Below are 21413 nucleotides of genomic sequence, written 5' to 3'. Positions count from 1 at the left end.
CAGGGCGGTGATGTCCTCGACGGTATGCGGCTCTGACATAGGTGACCAATAGGGACTGCGGTCGGAGCCATAGGAATGTCAATGTCTGGACGTCGAGTACCACCCCAACTACTCTGTTCGTAACCTAATCAATTAGTTGAGTGAAAGGCGGGGCTCGGATGCACCCCTTCCGGAAGGCCGTAGAGGCGGGCGACCTCACCGCGGTCGAGGAGATGCTGGCCGACGACGTGGTGTTCACCAGCCCCGTCGCCTTCAAGCCGTACCCGGGGAAGGCCATCACCGCGGCCATCCTGCGCGGCGTCTCCCGTGTCTTCACCGACTTCCGCTACGTACGCGAGATCGCCGGTGCCGACGGCCGTGACCACGCGCTCGTCTTCACGGCGAAGGTGGGCGACAAGGAGCTCAACGGCTGCGACTTCCTGCACTTCGACGAGGACGGCAGGATCGACGACCTGATGGTGATGGTCCGCCCGCTCTCGGCGGCCCACGCGCTCTCCGAGGCGATGGGCGCCCAGTTCGAGCGGATCTCACGCGAGGCGGCCGAGGCGATGGACGGCTAGGTGTATTGACCCGTGAGGTTGGGGACGCGGCTAGGACCTGTCAGGCGGATCCATGGCGCTCATGCGTCCCCGGGTACCCGGAGCCGTCCGCGCAAACCGGGTGGGCGCTCGTCCGAGGAGTGGCCGCGGGGCCCTGAGGTGCGGGGTTTGACGGGCCTTCCCGCGGCTACCCGCCCGCGGTGACGACAATGACATCCCAGCAAGAACGCATCCGATTCCTCGAGGACCGCTTCGACTGTGCGCAGGCCTGCGCCGAGGCCGCCCGCGCCTGCGCGCTGCGGGCGAGCGCGGTGGATCCGGACGGGCCGATGGAGCAGGAACTCGTACGGCGCAAAGGCCTTCTCTGCGTGGAGGTGTGCGACGCGACCTGTCGTGTGCTGGCGGAGGAGGCCCGCCGGGACACGGCCGGCATCCGGGTCCAGGTCGAGTGGTGCCGTACCGTCTGCCGCGAGAGCGCGGACGTGTTCGACGAGCACCCCGGTGGGCAGGACAGCGCGAAGGCCTGCCGGGAGTGCGCCCAGGCCTGCACGGACTTCCTCGCCACCCTGAGCCGCGCCTGAAACACCGCCCCGCAGGCGAGTGCGGCCGTCGTTGACGGACCGGCGCCGAGGTACTGGAACCCCGGGTGAGTGTCCCCCGGGAAGGTCTTGGTCGGGGCGCCGGTGTCATCGGCATTCACAATTTCTGAAACACGTTCTACGGTGTGCGCCGTCAGGTCCGGCCTTGGGGAGCCAGGAGGCGCCGTGCATCTCGAATACACGCCAGAGCAGCAGCGGCTGCGGACCGAACTGCGTGGCTACTTCGCCGAGTTGGTGCCCGATCACGCCTACGCCCGGTACGGCGACCCGGCCGCCCAGAAGCGGTTCTACCGCGAGACGATCCGGCGGCTCGGTACGGACGGCTGGCTCGGGGTGGGCTGGCCCGAGGAGTACGGCGGGCGCGGGCTGACCCCCATGGAGCAGTTCATCTTCTTCGACGAGGCCGCCCAGGCGGGCGTACCGCTGCCCCTGATGGCGCTGAACACCGTCGGCCCGACGATCATGCGGTTCGGTACCGCGGAGCAGAAGGAGTACTTCCTTCCAAGGATCCTCTCCGGCGAGATCGACTTCGCGATCGGCTACAGCGAGCCCGACGCGGGCACGGACCTGGCCGCGCTCAAGACCAAGGCCGTGCGGGACGGCGACACCTACGTCGTCAACGGGCAGAAGATCTGGACCACGAACGGCGACACGGCCGACTGGGTCTGGCTCGCCGTCCGCACCGACCCGGACGCCCCACCGCACAAGGGCATCACCATGCTCCTCGTGCCGACCTCCGACCCCGGCTACTCCTGCACCCTCATCAACACCCTCGCCTCGCACGACACCACCGCCAGCTACTACGAGAACATCCGTGTCCCCCTCTCGCGCCGGGTCGGCGAGGAGAACAAGGGCTGGCGGCTGATCACCAACCAGCTCAACCACGAACGCGTCACCCTCGCCGCACACGGCACCATGGCGATCCGCGCCCTGCACGACGTCCAGCGCTGGGCCATGGACACCAAGCTCGCCGACGGCCGCCGCGTCGTCGACCTCCCCTGGGTACGCCGCCGGCTCGCCCAGACCCACACCAGACTCGACGCGATGAAGCTCCTGAACTGGCAGATGGTGAACGCCGTCCAGGAGGGCACCCTCACCCCGCAGGACGCCTCCGCGGTCAAGGTGTACGGCTCCGAGGCCCGCCGGGACGCGTACGCCTGGCTCATGGAGATCGTCGCGGCACCCGGAGTCCTCAAGGAGGGCTCGACGGGCGCCGTCCTGCACGGCGAGCTGGAACGCGGCTACCGCTCGGCGGTGATCTTCACCTTCGGCGGCGGGAACAACGAGATCCAGCGCGAAATCATCTCCTGGATCGGACTGGGGATGCCGCGGGTCCGGCGTTAGCCTGACGGGGTGGACGCGCTTCGCACGGGTGAGCAGGGGCTGTTCGGTCCCTCGTCGGTGACCTGGCAGATGCACGGCGACCCGATGATGTGGGTCGCCGGGGTCCGCGCGCTCTACCTCCAGGCCCTGCACCCCCGCGCGGTCCGGGGCGTCATGCAGAACTCCGACTTCCGGCGCGACGCCTGGGGCCGCCTGATGCGCACCGCGAACTTCGTCGGCACGACGACGTACGGCACGACGGAGGCCGCCGAGAAGGCCGGCGCCCGGGTCCGGAAGATCCACACCCTGCTCCAGGCCACCGACCCGGACACGGGGGAGCGGTACCGGATCGACGAGCCCGAGCTGCTGCTGTGGGTGCACTGCGCCGAGATCGACTCCTATCTGCACGTCCTGCGCCGTTCGGGCTTCCCGCTGACCGACGCGCACGCCGACCGGTACATCGACGAACACCGGGTCAGCGCACGCCTGGTGGGCCTCGACCCCGCCGACGTACCGGCGAATCTGGCGGAGTTGGCCGCCTACTTCGGGAAGATGCTGCCGGAACTCGCCGCCGGACCCGAGGCGCGGGACGTGGACGACTTCCTGTCGCGCCCGCCGATCCACCCGCTGATCGTTCCGGCGCGCGCCCTGCTGTGGCGGCGCGTGGCGCGTCTGGCGTACGCCGCTCTGCCGCCGTACGCCCACGAGCTGTACGGCAGAACCGCGCCAGCCCCCTCCACGGTGACCCGGCGCCTGCGCGTCACGGGCACCTTGCTGCGCTGTGTTCCCGCACGTCTTCGCTGGCAACTCCCGCCCAAACACATTCTGCGGGCCATGGCGCGGCTCGGTCCCGGCTCCCGCCCGGCGCCGTACAAAGTCGGCAGATAACTCGCCATACTGGACGAGCCAGGGGAGGGCGCGGCGAGCAGCGACGGGGGCGATCGCACGAGATGGCGGAGACCAGGCTGATCCAGAGCCGGTACCGGCTGCTCGATCTGATCGGGCGGGGAGGCATGGGTGAGGTGTGGCGCGCCCGTGACGAGTCGCTGGGGCGGCAGGTGGCCGTGAAGTGCCTCAAGCCGCTCGGCCCGCACCACGATCAGTCGTTCACCGGTGTGCTGCGGGAGAGATTCCGGCGCGAGGCCCGGGTGGCCGCCGCGCTGCAGCACCGCGGGGTGACCGTGGTGCACGACTTCGGTGAGTCGGAGGGCGTGCTGTACCTGGTCATGGAGCTGCTGGAGGGCCGCAACCTCAGCCAGCTCCTGGAGGACAACAAGCAGCATCCGCTTCCCGTCGCCGATGTCGTCGACATCGCCGACCAGGTGTCAGGGGCCCTCGCCTACACCCATCAACAGGGCATCGTGCACCGCGACCTGAAGCCTGCCAACATCATGCGGCTCGCCGACGGCACGGTGAAGATCTGCGACTTCGGCATCGCGCGCCTCGGCCACGACATCGGCTTCACGGCCCGGCTGACCGGCACCGGCATCGCGATGGGCACCCCGCACTACATGTCGCCGGAGCAGATCAGCGGCGCCCAGGTCGACCAGCGCAGTGACCTGTACTCCTTCGGATGTGTGCTCTACGAAATCGCCACCGGGGCGCCGCCGTTCGACCTCGACGACGCGTGGGCGATCCTCATCGGACACCGTGACACGCCTCCCGAGCCGCCGCGTCACCATCGCGCCGAGCTCCCCGAGTACTTAGAGCGGATCATCCTGGATCTGCTGGCCAAGGAGCCGGAGCGGCGCCCGCAGGACGCGCGCGAGCTCGGCCGGCGGATCGGCACGGGGCGTACGACTCCGGTGTACGTGCCGACGGTCGTGCCCCCCGCGGTGGGCCGACCCGCCCATGAGCGGCGGATGCTGGAACCGTCGACGCCGGCTCCCTCGTCCCCTTCCTCCCGAGAACCCCGGCTGCCCTCCTGGACCCGGGGTATGACCACCGGCCACAAGGCGACCGGTGCCGGCCTGGGCGGCGTGCCGCCGGACGCGGCGGCGGGCCTGACCGGCGACTGGATCGCACGCCCGGCCGCGTCCGTCCCCCAGGCGCGAGAGCGCGTCGAACGCCCCACTCCCTCACCGGAGTTGCTCACCACTTTGGTGGGCCGGCACAACGCCGGGCTGAGCCTCGGGCGGCTCGGCCGGTGGACCGAGGCGGGCGAGGTGCACCGCGCGGTCGCCGCCGAGCGCGAGCACGTCCTCGGCCCCGACCACCCCGACACCCTCGCCAGCCGCTACGAGGTCGGCTTCACCCTCAGCCGCACCGGACGCGCCGCCGAAGCCCTGCGCGAGTATGTGCGGGTCGCGCAGGGCAGGGAGCGGGCGCTCGGCCCCGACCATCCCGACACCCTGGCCGCTCGCCAGGAAATGGCGTACGTACTGGGCCAGTTGGGCCGCCACTTCGAGGCGCACCAGGCGTACACCGCGGTGCTCGCCGCCCGGGAGCGGGCCATGGGCCCCGACCATCCCGACACCCTGCGCTGCCGCCACAACCTCGCCTTCAATCTGAGCAGGCTGGGCCGCCTGGAGGACTCGTACCGGATGGCGAGCGAGGTCGCTGCCGCGCGGACCCGGGTGCTCGGTGCGAACCACCCCGACACGCTGGTGACGCGCTACGAAGTCGCCTACGCACTCGGTCAGTTGGGCCACTGGCCCGAGGCGTTGGAGACCTACCGGGAAGTGGCCGAGGCGCGGGCGCAGGCTCTCGGCCCCGACCACCCGGACACCCTCTCCGCGCGCTACGAGGTGGGCATCAGTCTCGGCCGGCTCGGCCGCAGCGCGCAGGCCCTAGAGCTGTACCGGGACCTGATCGACGATCGCACCCGGGTGCACGGCCCCGCCCACCCCGAGACCCTGCGCGCCCGGCACGGCCTCGGCGTCAATCTCGGCCGGATGGGGCGCTGGGAGGAGGCGCTCGCCGAGTCCCGTGACGTGTGGGCGATCCGTGAGCGCGTCCTCGGCCCCGACCACCCGGACACCCTCGTCAGCCGCCGCGAGGTCGCGGTCGGCCTCGGCTGGCTGGGCCGCTGGTCCGACGCCCTCACCGAGTACCGCGGTGTCGCCACCGCCCGCGAACGTGTCCTCGGCCCCGACCACCTCGACGCCCTGGCCAGCCGCAACGACGAGGCGCACTGCCTGGAGCAGCTGGGCCGGGGCCAGGAGGCGGTGGAGCTGTACCGGAGGGTGGCGGCGTTACGCCGGCAGCGGGCAGCACGGGGAGGCTGAGGGGCTCGCGTACAGGGGTTGTGCCCGCCGTGTCCGACGGACGGCACCGCCCATACGGCGGACGGCTCCCGGGCGGCCCCGCCCGCGCCGCAGCGGAGGCCCGCGCCGCAGCGGACGCCCGGCCCGCGCCCCGTCCGGATGCCCGCCGGGTGCCGCGTACCTCTGGCCGTTCTAGATCATCGCGTGCTACCAAGAACCATGCCTGCACACGAGGGATACGACGTCGTGATCGTCGGCGGGGGCCACAACGGTCTCGTCGCAGCCGCCTACCTGGCCAGGGCCGGCCGGTCCGTCCTGGTGCTCGAGCGTCTGGGGAGCACCGGCGGCGCCGCCGTGTCCACCCGGCCGTTCGCCGGGGTCGACGCGCGGCTGTCGCGCTACTCCTACCTGGTCAGCCTGCTGCCCCGGAAGATCGTGCGGGATCTGAGCCTCGACTTCCGCGTGCGCGGCCGCACCGTGTCCTCGTACACGCCCGTCGAACGCGACGGACGGCCCACCGGCCTCCTCGTCGGCGGTGGCGAGCGCCGCACCCGCGAGGCCTTCGCCCGCCTGACCGGCTCGGACCGTGAGTACGAGGCCTGGCAGCGCTTCTACGGAATGACCGGCCGCGTCGCCCAGCAGGTCTTCCCGACGCTCACCGAACCGCTCCCCACCCGCGAGGAACTCCGCGCCCGCATCGACGACGAGGAGGCCTGGCGGGTCCTCTTCGAGGAGCCGGTCGGCGTCGCCGTGGAGGAGAACTTCGCCGACGACCTCGTACGCGGTGTCGTCCTCACCGACGCGCTCATCGGGACCTTCGCGGACGCCCACGATCCCTCCCTGCGGCAGAACCGCTGCTTCCTGTACCACGTGATCGGCGGCGGCACCGGCGCCTGGGACGTGCCGGTCGGCGGCATGGGCGCCCTCACCGACGCGATCTCCGCGGCGGCGCGCGGCGCGGGCGCCGTGATCGCCACCGGCCACGAGGTGCTGCGCATCGAGACCGACGGGCGGGCCGCCGAGGTCACCTACCGGACCGCGGACGGCGAGGGCGTGGTGGGGGCCCGGCACGTCCTGGTGAACGCCTCGCCGCAGGAGCTCGCGCACCTCACCGGCGACGAACCGCCCACCCCCGCCGAGGGTGCCCAGCTGAAGGTCAACATGCTGCTCAAGCGGCTGCCGAGGCTGCGCGACACCTCGGTCGACCCGCGCGAGGCGTTCTCCGGCACCTTCCACATCGCCGAGGGCTACGAGCAGTTGGCGACCGCCCACGCGCAGGCCGCGTCCGGAGAGTTGCCCACCGCGCCGCCCTCCGAGATCTACTGCCACTCCCTCACCGACCCGAGCATCCTCGGCCAGGACCTGGTCGAACAGGGCTACCAGACCCTCACCCTCTTCGGCCTGCACACGCCCGCCCGGCTCTTCGAGCGGGACAACGACGCCGTACGGGCGGAGCTGCTGAAGTCGACGCTCGCGCAGCTGGAGGCGCACCTCGCCGAACCGCTCGCCGACTGCCTGGCCACGGACGCGGACGGCCGTCCCTGTATCGAGGCGAAGACCCCGCTCGACCTGGAGCGCGACCTGCGGCTGCCCGGCGGCAACATCTTCCACCGCGACCTCGCCTTCCCGTACGCCCAGGAGGGCACGGGCCGCTGGGGCGTCGAGACCCGGCACGCGAACGTCCTGCTGTGCGGGGCGGGCGCGGTGCGCGGAGGGGGCGTGAGCGGAGTACCCGGGCACAACGCGGCCATGGCCGTGCTGGAGGGCGCGGTCGACTAGTCCTGTCGGCGGATCGTGCCGCGGACACGGGGTGTGGCCCCGGAACTCCGTCGAAGGACCGGCCAGAAATCTGACGGAGCATCAGAAAAGGCCTTCCCTCGTCCGGAGGACTGCGGCATTCTGCGGCCATGCAGACGGAGCTGAGCAAGAGACTGGGAGTCGAGCACGCCATTTTCGGCTTCACGCCGTTTCCCGCCGTCGCCGCGGCCATCAGTCGCGCGGGCGGTTTCGGTGTGCTCGGCGCGGTCCGCTACACCGCCCCCGACGACCTCAAACGCGACCTCGACTGGATCGAGGCGAACGTCGACGGCAAACCGTACGGCCTGGACGTCGTGATGCCCGCGAAGAAGGTCGAGGGGGTGACGGAGGCCGACGTCGAGGCGATGATCCCCGAGGGGCACCGGCAGTACGTCAAGGACACCCTCGCCAAGTACGGCGTGCCCCAACTCGCCGACGGCGAGGCGTCCGGCTGGCGCATCACCGGCTGGATGGAACAGGTCGCCCGCACCCAGCTCGACGTCGCCTTCGACTATCCGATCAAACTGCTTGCCAACGCGCTGGGCTCACCGCCCGCCGATGTCGTCGAGCGCGCCCACGAGCGCGGGGTGCTCGTCGCGGCCCTCGCGGGCAGCGCCCGGCACGCGCGCAAGCACGCCGAGGCGGGCATCGACGTCGTCGTCGCACAGGGCTACGAGGCGGGCGGCCACACCGGCGAGATCGCCTCGATGGTGCTCACCCCCGAAGTCGTCGACGCCGTCGACCCGTTGCCCGTACTCGCGGCGGGCGGCATCGGCAGCGGACAGCAGGTGGCCGCCGCCCTCAGCCTGGGCGCCCAGGGCGTGTGGCTCGGCTCCCTGTGGCTGACCGTCACGGAAGCGGACATGCACTCGCCCGCCGTCACCCGCAAGCTGCTCGCCGCCGGGTCCGGCGACACCGTCCGTTCGCGCGCGCTGACCGGCAAACCCGCGCGCCAGCTGCGCACCGAGTGGACCGACGCCTGGGACGACCCGAACGGTCCCGGCACCCTCCCCATGCCGCTCCAGGGGCTGCTGGTGGCCGAGGCGGTCTCCCGGATCCAGAAGTACGAGGTGGAACCGCTGCTCGGAACCCCGGTAGGGCAGATCGTCGGCCGGATGAACAGCGAGCGCAGTGTCCAGGCCGTCTTCGACGACCTGACGAGCGGCTTCGAGCGAGCCGTCGACCGTGTCAACCGGATCGCGGGAAGGGGCGAACAATCATGAGGACCTCACCCAACGGCTTCTGGGCCCAGGCCACCGCAGACCCCGGGCGGACGGTCCTCGTCACCCCGGACGGGGACGAGTGGACCGCGGGCCGGCTGCACGCCGCGGCCAATCAACTCGTCCACGGTCTGCGCGCCGCGGGACTCGAACGCGGCGACGCCTTCGCCGTCGTGCTGCCCAACGGCGTCGAGTTCTTCGTCGCCTACCTCGCCGCCTCTCAGGCGGGCCTCTATCTCGTGCCGGTCAACCACCACCTCGTCGGCCCCGAGATCGCCTGGATCGTCTCCGACTCGGGTACCAAGGTGCTCATCGCACACGAACGGTTCGCGGACGCCGCCCGCCACGCCGCCGACGAGGCGAAGCTTCCGGCGGCGCGGCGGTACGCGGTGGGGACAGTGACCGGCTTCCGGCCGTACGCCGAACTCCTCGACGGACAGCCCGAGTCGGCGCCCGAGGAGCGCACCCTCGGCTGGGTCATGAACTACACCTCGGGCACCACGGGCCGCCCCCGCGGCATCAGGCGCCCGCTGCCCGGCAAACTCCCCGAGGAGACGTACCTCGGCGGCTTCCTCGGCATCTTCGGCATCAGGCCGTACGACGACAATGTGCACCTGGTCTGCTCGCCGCTGTACCACACCGCCGTGCTCCAGTTCGCGGGCGCCTCCCTGCACATCGGCCACCGCCTGGTGCTGATGGACAAGTGGACGCCGCAGGAGATGCTCCGCGTCATCGACGCCCACGCCTGCACCCACACCCATATGGTCCCGACCCAGTTCCACCGGCTGCTGGCACTCCCCGACGAGGTGAGGGCGCGCTACGACGTCTCCTCCATGCGGCACGCCATCCACGGCGCCGCCCCGTGCCCCGACCATGTGAAACGGGCGATGATCGAGTGGTGGGGCCACAGCGTCGAGGAGTACTACGCGGCCAGCGAGGGCGGCGGCGCCTTCGCGACCGCCGAGGACTGGCTGAAGAAGCCCGGCACGGTCGGCAAGGCCTGGCCCATCAGCGAACTCGCGATCTTCGACGACGACGGCAACCGGCTGCCGCCCGGTGAACTCGGCACCGTCTACATGAAGATGAGCACCGGCGGATTCTCGTACCACAAGGACGAGAGCAAGACGAAGAAGAACCGCATCGGCGACTTCTTCACCGTCGGCGACCTGGGCTGTCTCGACGAGGACGGCTATCTCTTCCTCCGCGACCGCAAGATCGACATGATCATCTCGGGCGGGGTCAACATCTACCCGGCCGAGATCGAGGCGGCGCTGCTCGCCCACCCCGCCGTCGCCGACGCGGCCGCCTTCGGCATTCCGCACGACGACTGGGGCGAGGAGGTCAAGGCCGTCGTCGAGCCCGCCCCCGGCCACGAGCCGGGCCCGGCCCTCGCCGCCGACATCCTCGGCCACTGCGAGCACCTGCTCGCCGGGTACAAGCGCCCCAAGAGCGTCGACTTCATCGAGTCGATGCCGCGCGACCCGAACGGGAAGCTGTACAAGCGGCGGCTGCGGGACCCCTACTGGGAGGGCCGTACGCGAGCGGTGTGACATCGGAGCGGGGTGGAGAACAGCCGTGTCTGGTCGCTGAAGTGCGGCGAGTTCGGGTTCGACGACCGGGAGTGGGCCGGCACGACACCATTGAGGGAAGGGGCGGTTGAGCGTAACAACAGCGACAGACGTTTGACCTGATGTCAGTACGTTCCACAGCGGGGCTGATCGTCTTCGCGCCAAGGGCGCGGGACGCTTGACCCCGCTCGCGGGCCGGAACGAGGATCACGGCACAGCAGCCGGACGAAGGAGCAGGTCATGACGGCGGGTCGGAACCCCACGGTGGCGGCGGGACGGAGCGTCACGGTCGACGGGGTGCTGCGGCGCAGCGCCCGGCGGACCCCTGAACGCGTCGCGGTCCACTACCGCGACCGGTCCTGGACCTACGCCGAACTCGACGAGGCCGTCTCCCGCGCGGCCCAGGTGCTGCGCTCCTCGGGACTGGCGCCGGGCGACCGCGTCGGTGCCTACGGACACAACTCGGACGCGTACCTGATCGGCTTCCTCGCGTGTGCGCGCGGCGGGCTGGTGCATGTGCCGGTCAACCAGAACCTGACCGGCGGCGACCTCGCGTACATCATCGAGCAGGCCGGCTGCGGACTGGTCCTGGCCGACCCGGACCTGGCGGGGAACCTCCCCGCAGGAGCCCGCGTTCTCGCCCTGCGCGACACCGACGACTCGCTGCTCGCGCGACTTGACGCGACCACGCCGTACGACGGTCCGGAGCCCCGCGGCGAGGACCTGACGCAACTCCTCTACACCTCGGGCACCACCGCGCTGCCCAAGGGCGCGATGCTGACCCACCGTGCGCTGGTGCACGAGTACCTGAGCGCGATCACCGCCCTCGATCTGCAGGCTGGCGATCTGCCCGTGCACTCGCTGCCGCTCTACCACTCGGCGCAGATGCATGTGTTCCTGCTGCCCTATCTCGCGGTCGGCGCCGTGAACATCATCCTCGACACACCCGACGCCGAGCAGATCTTCGACCTGGTCGAGGCGGGCCACGCGGACAGCCTGTTCGCGCCGCCCACCGTCTGGATCGGACTGTCCAACCGCCCCGACTTCGCCACCCGTGACCTGAGCGGACTACGCAAGGCCTACTACGGGGCGTCGATCATGCCGGTGCCGGTTCTGGAACGGCTGCGGGAGCGGCTGCCGAAGCTGGCGTTCTACAACTGCTTCGGGCAGAGCGAGATCGGGCCGCTGGCCATGGTCCTCGGCCCGCACGAGCACAAGGGGCGGATGGATTCCTGCGGGCGGCCGGTGCTGTTCGTCGAGGCGCGGGTCGTCGACGAGACCGGCAAGGACGTGCCCGACGGTGAGCGGGGTGAGATCGTCTACCGCTCACCGCAGTTGTGCGAGGGCTACTGGGGCAAGCCGGAGGAGACCGCCGAGGCCTTCCGCGACGGCTGGTTCCACTCCGGGGACCTCGCCGTGTGCGACGAGGACGGCTACTTCACCGTCGTCGACCGGGTGAAGGACGTCATCAACTCCGGTGGCGTACTGGTCGCCTCACGCCAGGTCGAGGACGCGCTCTACACACACGATGCCGTCGCCGAGGTCGCCGTGATCGGGCTGCCCGACGAGCGGTGGATCGAGGCGGTCACGGCGGTCGTCGTCGCCCGCGCCGAGGTCACCGAAGCCGAACTCCTCACCCACGCACGGGAGAACCTCGCCCACTTCAAGGCGCCCAAGCAGGTGCTCTTCGTGGCCGAACTGCCGCGCAACGCCAGCGGAAAGATCCTCAAACGCGAACTGAGGAACCGCTTCGCGGATGTCCGGGCCGACACCGTCTAGTTCGGCTCAGTGAGCCGCCTCCGTCGCCACCGACCGTGCCCATCGGTAGTCCGCCTTGCCGCTGGGTGAGCGCTGGATGGTGTCGGTGATGACGAGCTGGCGGGGGATCTTGTAGCCGGCGAGATGGCTTCGGCAGTGGGTCTGGATGTCCTCCAGTGAGGGCCGGCCCGCGCCCTCGCGGAGCTGGACGACCGCCGCCACGTGGTTGCCCCACTTCTCGTCCGGCACCCCGGCGACCAGCGCGTCGTACACGTCCGGATGGGACTTGAGCGCCTGCTCGACCTCCTCCGGATAGACCTTCTCGCCACCGGTGTTGATGCACTGGGAGCCGCGCCCGAGGACGGTGACGATGCCCTCGTCGTCGACCGTCGCCATGTCACCGAGCAGCACCCACCGCTCGCCGTCCTTCTGAAAGAAGGTCTCGTCGGTCTTCCTCGGGTCGTTGTAGTAGCCGAGGGGCACATGGCCGCGCTGCGCGACCCGGCCGGGCTCGCCGACGACGACCGGCTCGTATGTGGCCGGATCCACCACCTGCGTACGGGAGTTGACCCGCAGCCGGAAGCCCTTGCCGGCCCCCGAGTCGGCGGTCGCGGTGCCGTTGAAGCCGGACTCCGTGGAGCCGAAGTTGTTGAGCAGCATCACGTTCGGGACAAGCGACAGGAACTGCTCACGCACCGTCTCCGACATGATCGCGCCGGACGAGGACACGCTGAACATCGAGGAGCAGTCCGTGCCCCGCATCGACCCCTTCAACGCGTCGATCAACGGGCGCAGCATCGCGTCGCCGACCAGCGACATGCTGGTGACCTTCTCCTTCTCGACCGTCCGCAGGACCTCCTCGGGCACGAACTTGCGGTGGATCACCACCCGTTGGCCAAAGTTGAACCCGATGAACGCCGTCAGCGTCGAGGTGCCGTGCATCAGCGGGGGAGTGGGGAAGAAGGTGATGCCCTCGCCGCCGGCCGCCACCCGCTCGGCGAGCTCCTCCGGCTTCTTGACCGGCTCGCCCGTCGGAGCCCCGCCGCCCAGCCCGGCGAAGAACAGATCCTCCTGACGCCACATCACCCCCTTGGGCATGCCGGTGGTGCCGCCGGTGTAGATGATGAACTGGTCGTCCGCCGAGCGCGGTGGGAAGCCCCGCTCGGGAGACCCGGCGGCCTCGGCCTCGACGAAGTCCGCGGCGGGCAGGGAGGTCCCGTCGGTCGCCGCGCTCCCCACCCGCAGGAGATGCCGCAGCGCCGGGGTCCGCGGCAGCGCCGCCGCCACCCGGTCGGTGAACTCGGCGTCGAAGACCAGCGCCACCAGGTCCGCGTCCCGGTAGAGGTAGACCAACTCCTCTTCCATGTACCGGTAGTTGACGTTGACCGGCACGATCCGCGCTTTGAGGCAGCCCAGTACGGTCTGCAGGTACTCGACGCCGTTGTACAGGTGTAGTCCGAGGTGCTCGCCGGGGCGGATGCCGCTGTCGATCAGATGATGGGCCACGCGGTTCGCCGCCGCGTCGAGTTGCGCGTACGTCAGACGGCGTTCCGCACCCGTGCCTGGATGGTCGATGTACACGAGCGCCTCGCGGCCCGGAACCACGTCGACGACCGACTCGAACAGGTCGGCAAGGTTGTACTCCACCGCTCCTCCTGACGTCGCACGTCCGGGTCCACCCCTCGGCTCGACGGCCATCAGAGCAAAGCCCGCCACAACTGGGAAGGGTCAGCGCAGAAGAAATCTGACTGTCTGTCAGAAAACTCTTGTACTGGTTCCGCGCCTACTGCAACCTGTTCTCGTTCCAGAGAGCCTGTCTGACGGGAGGACGGCAATGGGTGGTACGGAACACCTCACCGTGCAGCGCGAAGGCGCCACACTGGTGCTCACGCTCAACAGGCCCGAGGCCAAGAACGCGCTCTCGCTGCCGATGCTCGTCGGTCTCCACGACGGCTGGATCGAGGCCGACGAGGACGACGCGATCCGCTCGATCGTGCTCACCGGTGCGGGGGACGCCTTCTGTGCCGGCATGGACCTCAAGGCGCTGGCGGGGCGGGGCATGGAGGGCCAGCAGTACCGGGACCGGCTGAAGGCCGACCCCGATCTGCACTGGAAGGCGATGCTGCGCCACCACCGCCCCCGCAAACCGGTGATCGCCGCCGTCGAGGGCCACTGTGTCGCGGGCGGTACCGAGATCCTCCAGGGCACCGACATCCGGGTCGCGGGTGAGTCGGCGACCTTCGGGCTCTTCGAGGTCAGGCGCGGGCTGTTCCCGATCGGCGGCTCGACGGTCCGTCTGCAACGCCAGATCCCGCGCACGCACGCCCTCGAGATGCTTCTCACGGGGCGCCCGTACTCGGCGCGGGAGGCCGCCGGGATCGGCCTGGTCGGACACGTCGTGCCCGACGGCACGGCGCGGCAGAAGGCCCTCGAGATCGCCGAACGGATCAACGCCTGTGGGCCGCTGGCGGTCGAGGCGGTCAAGGCGTCCGTGTACGAGACCGCCGAGATGACGGAGACGGAGGGCCTTGCCGCCGAGCTCACCCGCGGCTGGCCGATCTTCGACACCGCCGACGCCAAGGAGGGCTCCCGGGCCTTCGCCGAGAAACGCCCACCTGTCTATCGGCGCGCGTGACGTCCGATCCCCCTCCCCTAAGGAGACATCCGGGATGCCCGAAGTCCTCAAAGCCCCCCTCGTCGTCGAGTTCCCCTTCACCCGCTCGCTCGGCCCCGTCCAGAGCGCGTTTCTCACCGGGCTGCGTGAGCGCGTCGTCCTCGGTGTGAAGACCGCCGACGGCCGGACGCTCGTCCCGCCCGTCGAGTACGACCCCGTTACCGCGGAGGACCTGAGCGAGCTCGTCGAGGTCGCCCCCACCGGCACCGTCACCACCTGGGCCTGGAACCACGAACCCCGTCGGGGCCAACCCCTCGACACCCCCTTCGCCTGGGTCCTGGTCCAGCTCGACGGCGCCGACACCGCCCTCCTGCACGCCCTCGACACGCCGGGCCCCGACGCCGTACGCACTGGTATGCGCGTGCGCGTCCGCTGGGCGGCGGAACGCACCGGCGCCATCACCGACATCGCCTGCTTCGAGCCGTACGACGGAGACCGGCCGGAGACGGCCGGCCACGACGGCCGGTTCGAGGACATGGTGACCGGCATCGTCGCCCCCGCCCGCCTCGACTACGTCTACTCGCCCGGCCGCGCCCAGTCCGCCTACATCAACAGCCTCTCCTCGCGGCGCACCGTCGGCGAGCGCTGCCCGTCCTGCCGCAAGGTGTACGTCCCGCCCAGGGGCGCGTGCCCCACCTGCGGTGTCGCCACCTCGGAGCAGGTGGAGGTGGGCCCGAGCGGCACGGTCACCACGTACTGCATCGTCAACATCAAGGCCAGGAACCTCGACATCGAAGTGCCCTACGTCTACGGACACATCGCCCTCGACGGTGCCGACCTCGCGCTGCACGGCCGGATCGGCGGCATCCCCTACGACCAGGTGCGCATGGGGCTGCGGGTGGAGCCGGTGTGGACGGAGGGCGGCCGCTATCCCGACCACTACCGGCCCACCGGCGAACCGGACGCCGAGTACGACTCGTACAAGGAGCTGTTGTAGATGCCGTCCAGCAGGGACATCGCCGTCGTCGCCTTCGCGCAGAGCGACCATCTGCGCACCACGGACGAGCTCTCCGAGGTGGAGATGCTCATCCCGGTCCTGCACGCCGTCCTCGACCAGAGCGGGCTGAAGACCAGCGACATCGGTTTCACCTGCTCCGGCTCGTCCGACTACCTCGCGGGCCGCGCCTTCTCCTTCACCATGGCCCTCGACGGGGTGGGTGCCTGGCCGCCGATCTCCGAGTCGCACGTGGAGATGGACGGGGCCTGGGCGCTGTACGAGGCCTGGACGAAACTGCTCACCGGGGACGCCGACACCGCGCTGGTGTACGGGTACGGGAAGTCGTCACCCGGATCCGTACGGGACGTCCTGACCCGGCAGCTCGACCCGTACTACCTCGCGCCCCTGTGGCCCGACTCCGTCGCCCTCGCGGCCCTCCAGGCACAGGCGCTCATCGACGCGGGCGAGACCGACGAGCCCGCGCTGGCGGGTGTGGCGTCCCGCAGCCGTGCCTCGGCCGCCGCCAACTCCCATGCGCAACTGCGGGGTTCGGTGGACCAGGGGGAATACCTCGTACAGCCTTTGCGCGTCGGTGACTGCCCGCCCGTCGGCGACGGTGCCGCCGCCGTGATCCTCGCGGCCGGAGAGCGGGCCCGCGAGCTGTGCGAACGGCCCGCCTGGATCCGGGGCATCGACCACCGCATCGAGGCGCACAGCCTCGGCGTGCGCGACCTGACGGACTCGCCGTCGACCCGCCTGGCCGCCGAGCGGGCCGGAGCCTTCGAACACCCCGTCGACACCGCCGAGTTGCACGCGCCGTTCACCTCCCAGGAGGTGGTCCTGCGCAAGGCGCTGCGGCTCGGCGAGGAGGTGCGCGTCAACCCGTCCGGCGGCGCCCTCGCCGCCAACCCGATCATGGCCGCCGGGCTCATCCGCATCGGTGAGGCCGCCGCCCGCATCCACCGGGGGGAGTCCGACCGGGCGCTCGCCCACGCCACCTCCGGGCCCTGCCTCCAACAGAACCTGGTGGCCGTACTCGAAGGGGATCCCCGATGAACAAGGAGCCCGTGGCCGTCGTAGGCATCGGCCAGACCAAACACGTGGCGGCCCGACGGGACGTGTCCATCGCGGGACTCGTCCGCGAGGCCGCCCGGCGCGCCCTCGACGACGCCGAGCTGACCTGGGCCGACATCGACGCCGTCGTCATCGGCAAGGCGCCCGACTTCTTCGAGGGCGTCATGATGCCGGAGCTGTACCTCGCCGACGCGCTCGGCGCGGTCGGCAAGCCGATGCTGCGCGTGCACACGGCGGGCTCCGTCGGCGGATCCACGGCCCTCGTCGCCACCAACCTCGTCGCGGGCCGCGTCCACGGCACGGTCCTGACCCTGGCCTATGAGAAGCAGTCCGAGTCGAACGCCATGTGGGGCCTGTCCCTGCCGATCCCCTTCCAGCAGCCGCTGCTGGCCGGGGCGGGCGGCTTCTTCGCGCCGCACGTACGGGCGTACATGCGGCGTACCGGCGCGCCCGACACCGTCGGCTCGCTGGTCGCGTACAAGGACCGGCGCAACGCGCTGAAGAACCCGTACGCGCATCTCCACGAGCACGACATCACGCTGGAGAAGGTCCAGGCCTCGCCCATGCTGTGGGACCCGATCCGCTACTCGGAGACCTGCCCGTCCTCGGACGGCGCCTGCGCGATGATCCTCACCGACCGGGCGGGGGCGGCCCGCTCGCCGCGGCCGCCCGCGTGGCTGCACGGCGGCGCCATGCGCAGCGAGCCGACCCTGTTCGCGGGCAAGGACTGTGTGTCGCCGCAGGCGGGCAAGGACTGCGCGGCCGATGTGTACCGGCAGGCGGGCATCGCGGACCCGCGCCGTGACATCGACGCCGTGGAGATGTACGTGCCCTTCTCCTGGTACGAGCCCATGTGGCTGGAGAACCTCGGTTTCGCCGAGGAGGGCGAAGGCTGGAAGCTCACCGAATCCGGTGTGACCGAGCTTGACGGGGACCTGCCCGTCAACATGTCGGGCGGTGTCCTCTCCACCAATCCGATCGGCGCGTCCGGCATGATCCGCTTCGCCGAAGCGGCACTTCAGGTGCGCGGTCAGGCCGGAGAACACCAGGTGGAAGGGGCTCGCAGGGTGCTGGGACACGCCTATGGAGGAGGATCCCAGTTCTTCTCGATGTGGCTGGTCGGGGCCGCGCCGCCCACCTCCTGAAACCGTCCCCCTCACGTGGCCTGTCCGCCGCCGGAACCGATCGCTAGGCTGGCGGCGGACGACGAACCGGGAGGAGCACGGACGTGGCCGAGAGCACCATCGAGCAGCACCCGCTGGCGGGGTGGGACAAGCCTGAGCTGGACCTCAGCAACGCTGAATGGCAGTCCAGCAGCCGAGGGCGGGGAGACGTCGAGATCGCTTTTGTCGAGGGCTTCATCGCGATGCGCAACAGTGGCCGCCCCGAGAGCCCTTCCTTGATCTTCACACCGGCCGAGTGGGGCGCGTTCGTGTCGGGCGCCCGCGAGGGAGAGTTCGACCTGACCTGAGCCGACCTGACGCTGTTGGCGAATCCGTTGAGTGACGTCGGTCCGACCCCATGTCTGCCGGGAACCGTGAACACTTACACGTTTAAGTGTTCACGGTTTCGAGGAGGGGGTGTACCCGGCGGCGGATTCACCAACAGCGTCCCGAACAGCCTCTGGTGGTGTGAGCCGGTAGCGGCGGAAGGGCTCCCCGCAAGGCGCTACGAGCGTACGCTGAGGTCCCTGGAGGTCACGGTACGCATCCGCTCCCCGCGCGGACCACACCGCCGTGACCAGGGGGTGGACCATGGGACAGCGCGGTGTACGCAACAGAAGGACACTTTTCGAACGGGAGGGTGAACTCGCCGCCGCCGACGAGGCGTTGAACGAACTCACGGGTCTGCGCGAGGACGGCACCGAAGGACCCGAACGGCCTCGCGGCGCACTCCTCGCCTTCGCCGGGCGGGCCGGAATCGGCAAGACCACCCTCCTCGCCGAGGTGCGCCGTCGCGCCGCCGCCCGGGGCTGCACGGTCCTGTCCGCGCGTGGCGGCGACCAGGAACAGGGTGTCGCCTTCCACGTCGCCCGCCAGCTCCTGCAACCGCAGTTCGCCGGGTCCCCGGAGGCGGAAATCCGCGCCCAGCTGGGGAGTTGGTACGCGATCGTCGGCCCCGCGCTCGGCCTGTGCGCCCCGTCCGAGGGCGCCGCGCCCGACCCGCAGGGCCTGCGCGACGGCCTCGACTGGGTGCTCACCCACCTCGCGGTGCAGCGCGCCCCGATGGTGCTCGTCCTCGACGACGCGCACTGGGCCGACCCCGAGTCACTGAGCTGGCTCGCCGCCTTCGCGCCGCGCGCGGAGGAACTGCCGCTGCTGCTGACCGTCGCCTACCGGCCCGACGAACTCCCCGACCACGCCGAGGCGTTCAGGGGCCTGCCCGGACGGGCGGGCCAGCGCCCCCTCGACCTCGAACCGCTCAGCGCCGCCGCCGTCGCCGGACTCGTCCGCGAGGACCTCGGCACCGGAGCGGACGACGTGTTCTGCCGCGAGTGCTGGGCGGTCACCGCGGGCAACCCCTTCGAGGCCGTGGAGCTGACCGCGAAGGTCCGCGACCGCGGACTGGTCCCGACCGAGGAAGGGGCGCACCTGCTGCGCGACCTCGCGGCCGCCGTCAAGGGCAGCGGCCTGATCGCCCGCCTCGAACGCCTGGGCGCTTCCACCGTCCGCTTCGCCTGGGCCTGCGCCGTCCTCGGCACCGAGATCCCGCCGACCCTGGCGGCCGCCGTCGCCGGACTCGGCTCCGAGGAGGCCGCCGACGCCGCGGACGCCCTGCGCGGCGCCCGTATCCTCGCCGGCGCCGACACCCTGGAGTTCGTCCACCCGCTCATCGCCACCGCCGTCTACCGCGCCATCCCCGGCGCTGTCCGCGTGGCCCTGCACGGGCAGGCCGCCTGGTGCGTCATCGACGAAGGGCTCGGCCCCTCCGCCGCCGCCCGCCACCTCATGGAGACCCACCCCGAGGGCGACAACTGGGTCGTCCAGCAACTGCGCGCCGCCGCCCGCGAGACCCAGCGCGCCGGAGCCCCCGACGCCGCCCGCCGCTACCTCGCCCGGGCCCTGCGCGAACCGCCGCCCCTCAAGGAGCGGGCCGCGGTCCTCCACGAACTGGGCTGCGCGTCCCTGCTCACCGAACCGGCGACCACCGTCAACCACCTCCGGGCCGCCCTCGAAGAACCCATCAGCGACCCGGAGCTGCGCCACAACATCGTCTACCGGCTCTCCCAGGTCCTCGCCCACAGCGACCGGCTCGTCGAGGCCTCCGAGACACTCGCCCGTGAGATCCGGGTGACCGGCAACGCCCGGGTGCGGCTGCGCATGCAGTCCGAACAGTTCATGTGGGACGCCTTCCGCGCCGACGAACCCGACTCCCCGGCCCGCTCCCGCCGCCTGTCCCGCCTCGCCGACCGGCTCACCGGACGCGACCTCACCGAGCGCTATGTCATCGGCCTGCGGGCCTGGGACGCCACCCTGCGCGGCGAGCCCGCCCACATCGCGCTCCACCACGCCGAACGAGCCCTCGCCGGAGAGTTCCGCTGGGCCGAGGCCGACCGCGGCTTCGAGGTGCCCGCCCTGGTCGCCCTCACCTTCATGTACGCCGACCGCCCGGGCCGCACCGAGGAACTGTTCGCCGCCGGGATCGCCGACTTCGAGTCCCAGGGCTGGCACGGCGCCCACCTCTCCTTCGGCTACACCCTCCTCGCATACGTCCGCTACCGCCGCGGCCGACTCGCCGAGGCCGAGGACTTCGCCCGCGCGGGCCTCAGGCTCGCCGAACGTGTCGGCGCCGGCACCCCCGTCCACTGGTACGCCGTCGGTGTCATCATCGAGATCCTGCTCGCCCGCGGCCGTGTCACCGAGGCCACCCAGATCGGCGAGGACCACGCGTTCGGCGCGCCGTTCCCGGCCGCCGTCACCTTCCCCGACGTCCAGACCGTGCACGGCGAACTGCTGCTCGCCCGCGGCCTCACCAAGGACGCCGCCGCCGAGCTCGAGGCGGCCGGGCGCCGCCTGGACCCGCGCGGCATCCGCAACCCCTCCTGGTGTCCCTGGCAGTTCCACCTCGCCCGCGCCGAAAGCCACGACGCGCCGGAACGCGCCGTCGCCACGGCACTCGAAGCGGTACACCGCGCCCGCCAGTTCGGCGCCCCCTCGGCCGTCGGGCAGGCCCTGCGGGCCGCGGCCGACGTCTCCTCCGGCCCGGCCCGCGTCAAGCTCCTCGAAGAGTCCGTCAGCCACCTGGAGCGCTCCCCGGCCGCCTACGAACTGGCCTGCGCGCTGGTCGCCCTGGGCACTGAACTGCGCCGCTCGGGCTCTCCAAGGGAAGCCGCCGAACACCTCTACCGAGGACTGGACGCGGCCATGCAGTGCGGCGCCGACGGGCTCGGCGACGAGGCCCGCGCCGAGCTGGCCGCCGCCGGACTGCGCCCGCGCCGCCTGCACAGCACCGAGACGGACACGCTCACCGCCCGCGAACGCGCGGCCGCCGCGCTCACCGCCCGGGGCCGCACCACGACCGAGGTCGCCGAGGAGCTGGGGACCGACGAGCCGACCGTCGTCCGTCTGCTCTCGGCGGTCTACCGGAAGGTGGGCACGGACCGTACGGGACTGGCGGCGGCACTCGGCCAACAACCGGCCCGGTAGCCCCGTACGACCGAACGGCAGCCCCCCGTACAACCTGCCCGGTGGCCCCGTATGACGGGCCCGGTGGCCACG

Annotated in this window: 16 protein-coding genes; 15 read left to right on the top strand and 1 reads right to left on the bottom strand. The window is 71.1% G+C overall.

Features of this window, described 5'->3' with window-relative positions; all coding sequences use genetic code 11:
* The first annotated feature begins 158 nt into the window (after positions 1-158).
* The 9 genes from OG819_RS39125 to OG819_RS39085 all read left to right on the top strand — a co-directional run bounded on the left by OG819_RS39125 (position 159) and on the right by OG819_RS39085 (position 12031).
* Positions 159-560 carry a nuclear transport factor 2 family protein gene (locus OG819_RS39125; RefSeq protein ID WP_266632822.1) on the top strand — a complete coding sequence of 134 codons (402 nt, stop codon included), beginning with the start codon at positions 159-161 and terminating at the stop codon, positions 558-560.
* 188 nt (positions 561-748) lie between these two features.
* Positions 749-1120, top strand: coding sequence for a four-helix bundle copper-binding protein (locus OG819_RS39120; RefSeq protein ID WP_266425384.1), 372 nt, complete (start codon positions 749-751; stop codon positions 1118-1120).
* Between the two features lie 183 nt (positions 1121-1303).
* Positions 1304-2482 carry an acyl-CoA dehydrogenase family protein gene (locus OG819_RS39115; RefSeq protein ID WP_266632824.1) on the top strand — a complete coding sequence of 393 codons (1179 nt, stop codon included), beginning with the start codon at positions 1304-1306 and terminating at the stop codon, positions 2480-2482.
* A gap of 9 nt (positions 2483-2491) precedes the next feature.
* Positions 2492-3349, top strand: coding sequence for an oxygenase MpaB family protein (locus tag OG819_RS39110; RefSeq protein WP_266653858.1), 858 nt, complete (start codon positions 2492-2494; stop codon positions 3347-3349).
* Positions 3350-3411: 62 nt separating this feature from the next.
* Positions 3412-5688, top strand: coding sequence for a serine/threonine-protein kinase (locus tag OG819_RS39105; protein WP_266653856.1), 2277 nt, complete (start codon positions 3412-3414; stop codon positions 5686-5688).
* Positions 5689-5886: 198 nt separating this feature from the next.
* A complete protein-coding gene (locus OG819_RS39100; RefSeq protein WP_266632830.1) occupies positions 5887-7446 on the top strand; it encodes an NAD(P)/FAD-dependent oxidoreductase in 1560 nt (519 codons plus the stop codon).
* Positions 7447-7574: 128 nt separating this feature from the next.
* Positions 7575-8687 (top strand): nitronate monooxygenase family protein, encoded by a 1113-nt coding sequence (locus OG819_RS39095; protein WP_266632832.1) that lies wholly within the window; start codon positions 7575-7577, stop codon positions 8685-8687.
* Positions 8684-10234: an acyl-CoA synthetase gene (locus OG819_RS39090; RefSeq protein ID WP_266653854.1), complete on the top strand. Its 1551-nt coding sequence runs from the start codon at positions 8684-8686 to the stop codon at positions 10232-10234. Before OG819_RS39095 ends, OG819_RS39090 begins: the two co-directional genes overlap by 4 nt.
* Positions 10235-10492: 258 nt before the next feature.
* Positions 10493-12031: an acyl-CoA synthetase gene (locus OG819_RS39085; RefSeq protein ID WP_266653852.1), complete on the top strand. Its 1539-nt coding sequence runs from the start codon at positions 10493-10495 to the stop codon at positions 12029-12031.
* 6 nt (positions 12032-12037) lie between these two features.
* On the opposite strand, the gene OG819_RS39080 is transcribed toward OG819_RS39085, so the two are convergent.
* Positions 12038-13657, bottom strand: coding sequence for an acyl-CoA synthetase (locus OG819_RS39080; RefSeq protein WP_266632838.1), 1620 nt, complete (start codon positions 13655-13657; stop codon positions 12038-12040).
* Between the two features lie 187 nt (positions 13658-13844).
* On the opposite strand from OG819_RS39080, the gene OG819_RS39075 reads away from it, so the two are divergent.
* From OG819_RS39075 to OG819_RS39050, 6 genes are all read left to right on the top strand, one after another.
* Positions 13845-14645 (top strand): crotonase/enoyl-CoA hydratase family protein, encoded by an 801-nt coding sequence (locus OG819_RS39075; RefSeq protein WP_266425359.1) that lies wholly within the window; start codon positions 13845-13847, stop codon positions 14643-14645.
* 34 nt (positions 14646-14679) lie between these two features.
* A complete protein-coding gene (locus OG819_RS39070; RefSeq protein ID WP_266653850.1) occupies positions 14680-15621 on the top strand; it encodes an OB-fold nucleic acid binding domain-containing protein in 942 nt (313 codons plus the stop codon).
* Positions 15622-16677, top strand: coding sequence for a thiolase domain-containing protein (locus tag OG819_RS39065; RefSeq protein ID WP_266653848.1), 1056 nt, complete (start codon positions 15622-15624; stop codon positions 16675-16677).
* Positions 16674-17840 (top strand): thiolase domain-containing protein, encoded by a 1167-nt coding sequence (locus OG819_RS39060; RefSeq protein ID WP_266425351.1) that lies wholly within the window; start codon positions 16674-16676, stop codon positions 17838-17840. Before OG819_RS39065 ends, OG819_RS39060 begins: the two co-directional genes overlap by 4 nt.
* An 83-nt stretch (positions 17841-17923) precedes the next feature.
* Positions 17924-18166, top strand: a complete 243-nt coding sequence (locus tag OG819_RS39055; RefSeq protein ID WP_266425348.1) for a DUF397 domain-containing protein — start codon at positions 17924-17926, stop codon at positions 18164-18166.
* Between the two features lie 283 nt (positions 18167-18449).
* A complete protein-coding gene (locus OG819_RS39050; protein WP_266653842.1) occupies positions 18450-21341 on the top strand; it encodes an AAA family ATPase in 2892 nt (963 codons plus the stop codon).
* Positions 21342-21413 lie beyond the last annotated feature (72 nt).

It is taken from the genome of Streptomyces sp. NBC_01549 (assembly GCF_026339955.1).
Lineage (GTDB): Bacteria > Actinomycetota > Actinomycetes > Streptomycetales > Streptomycetaceae > Streptomyces.
This window is presented reverse-complemented; position numbering and strand designations above follow the sequence as displayed.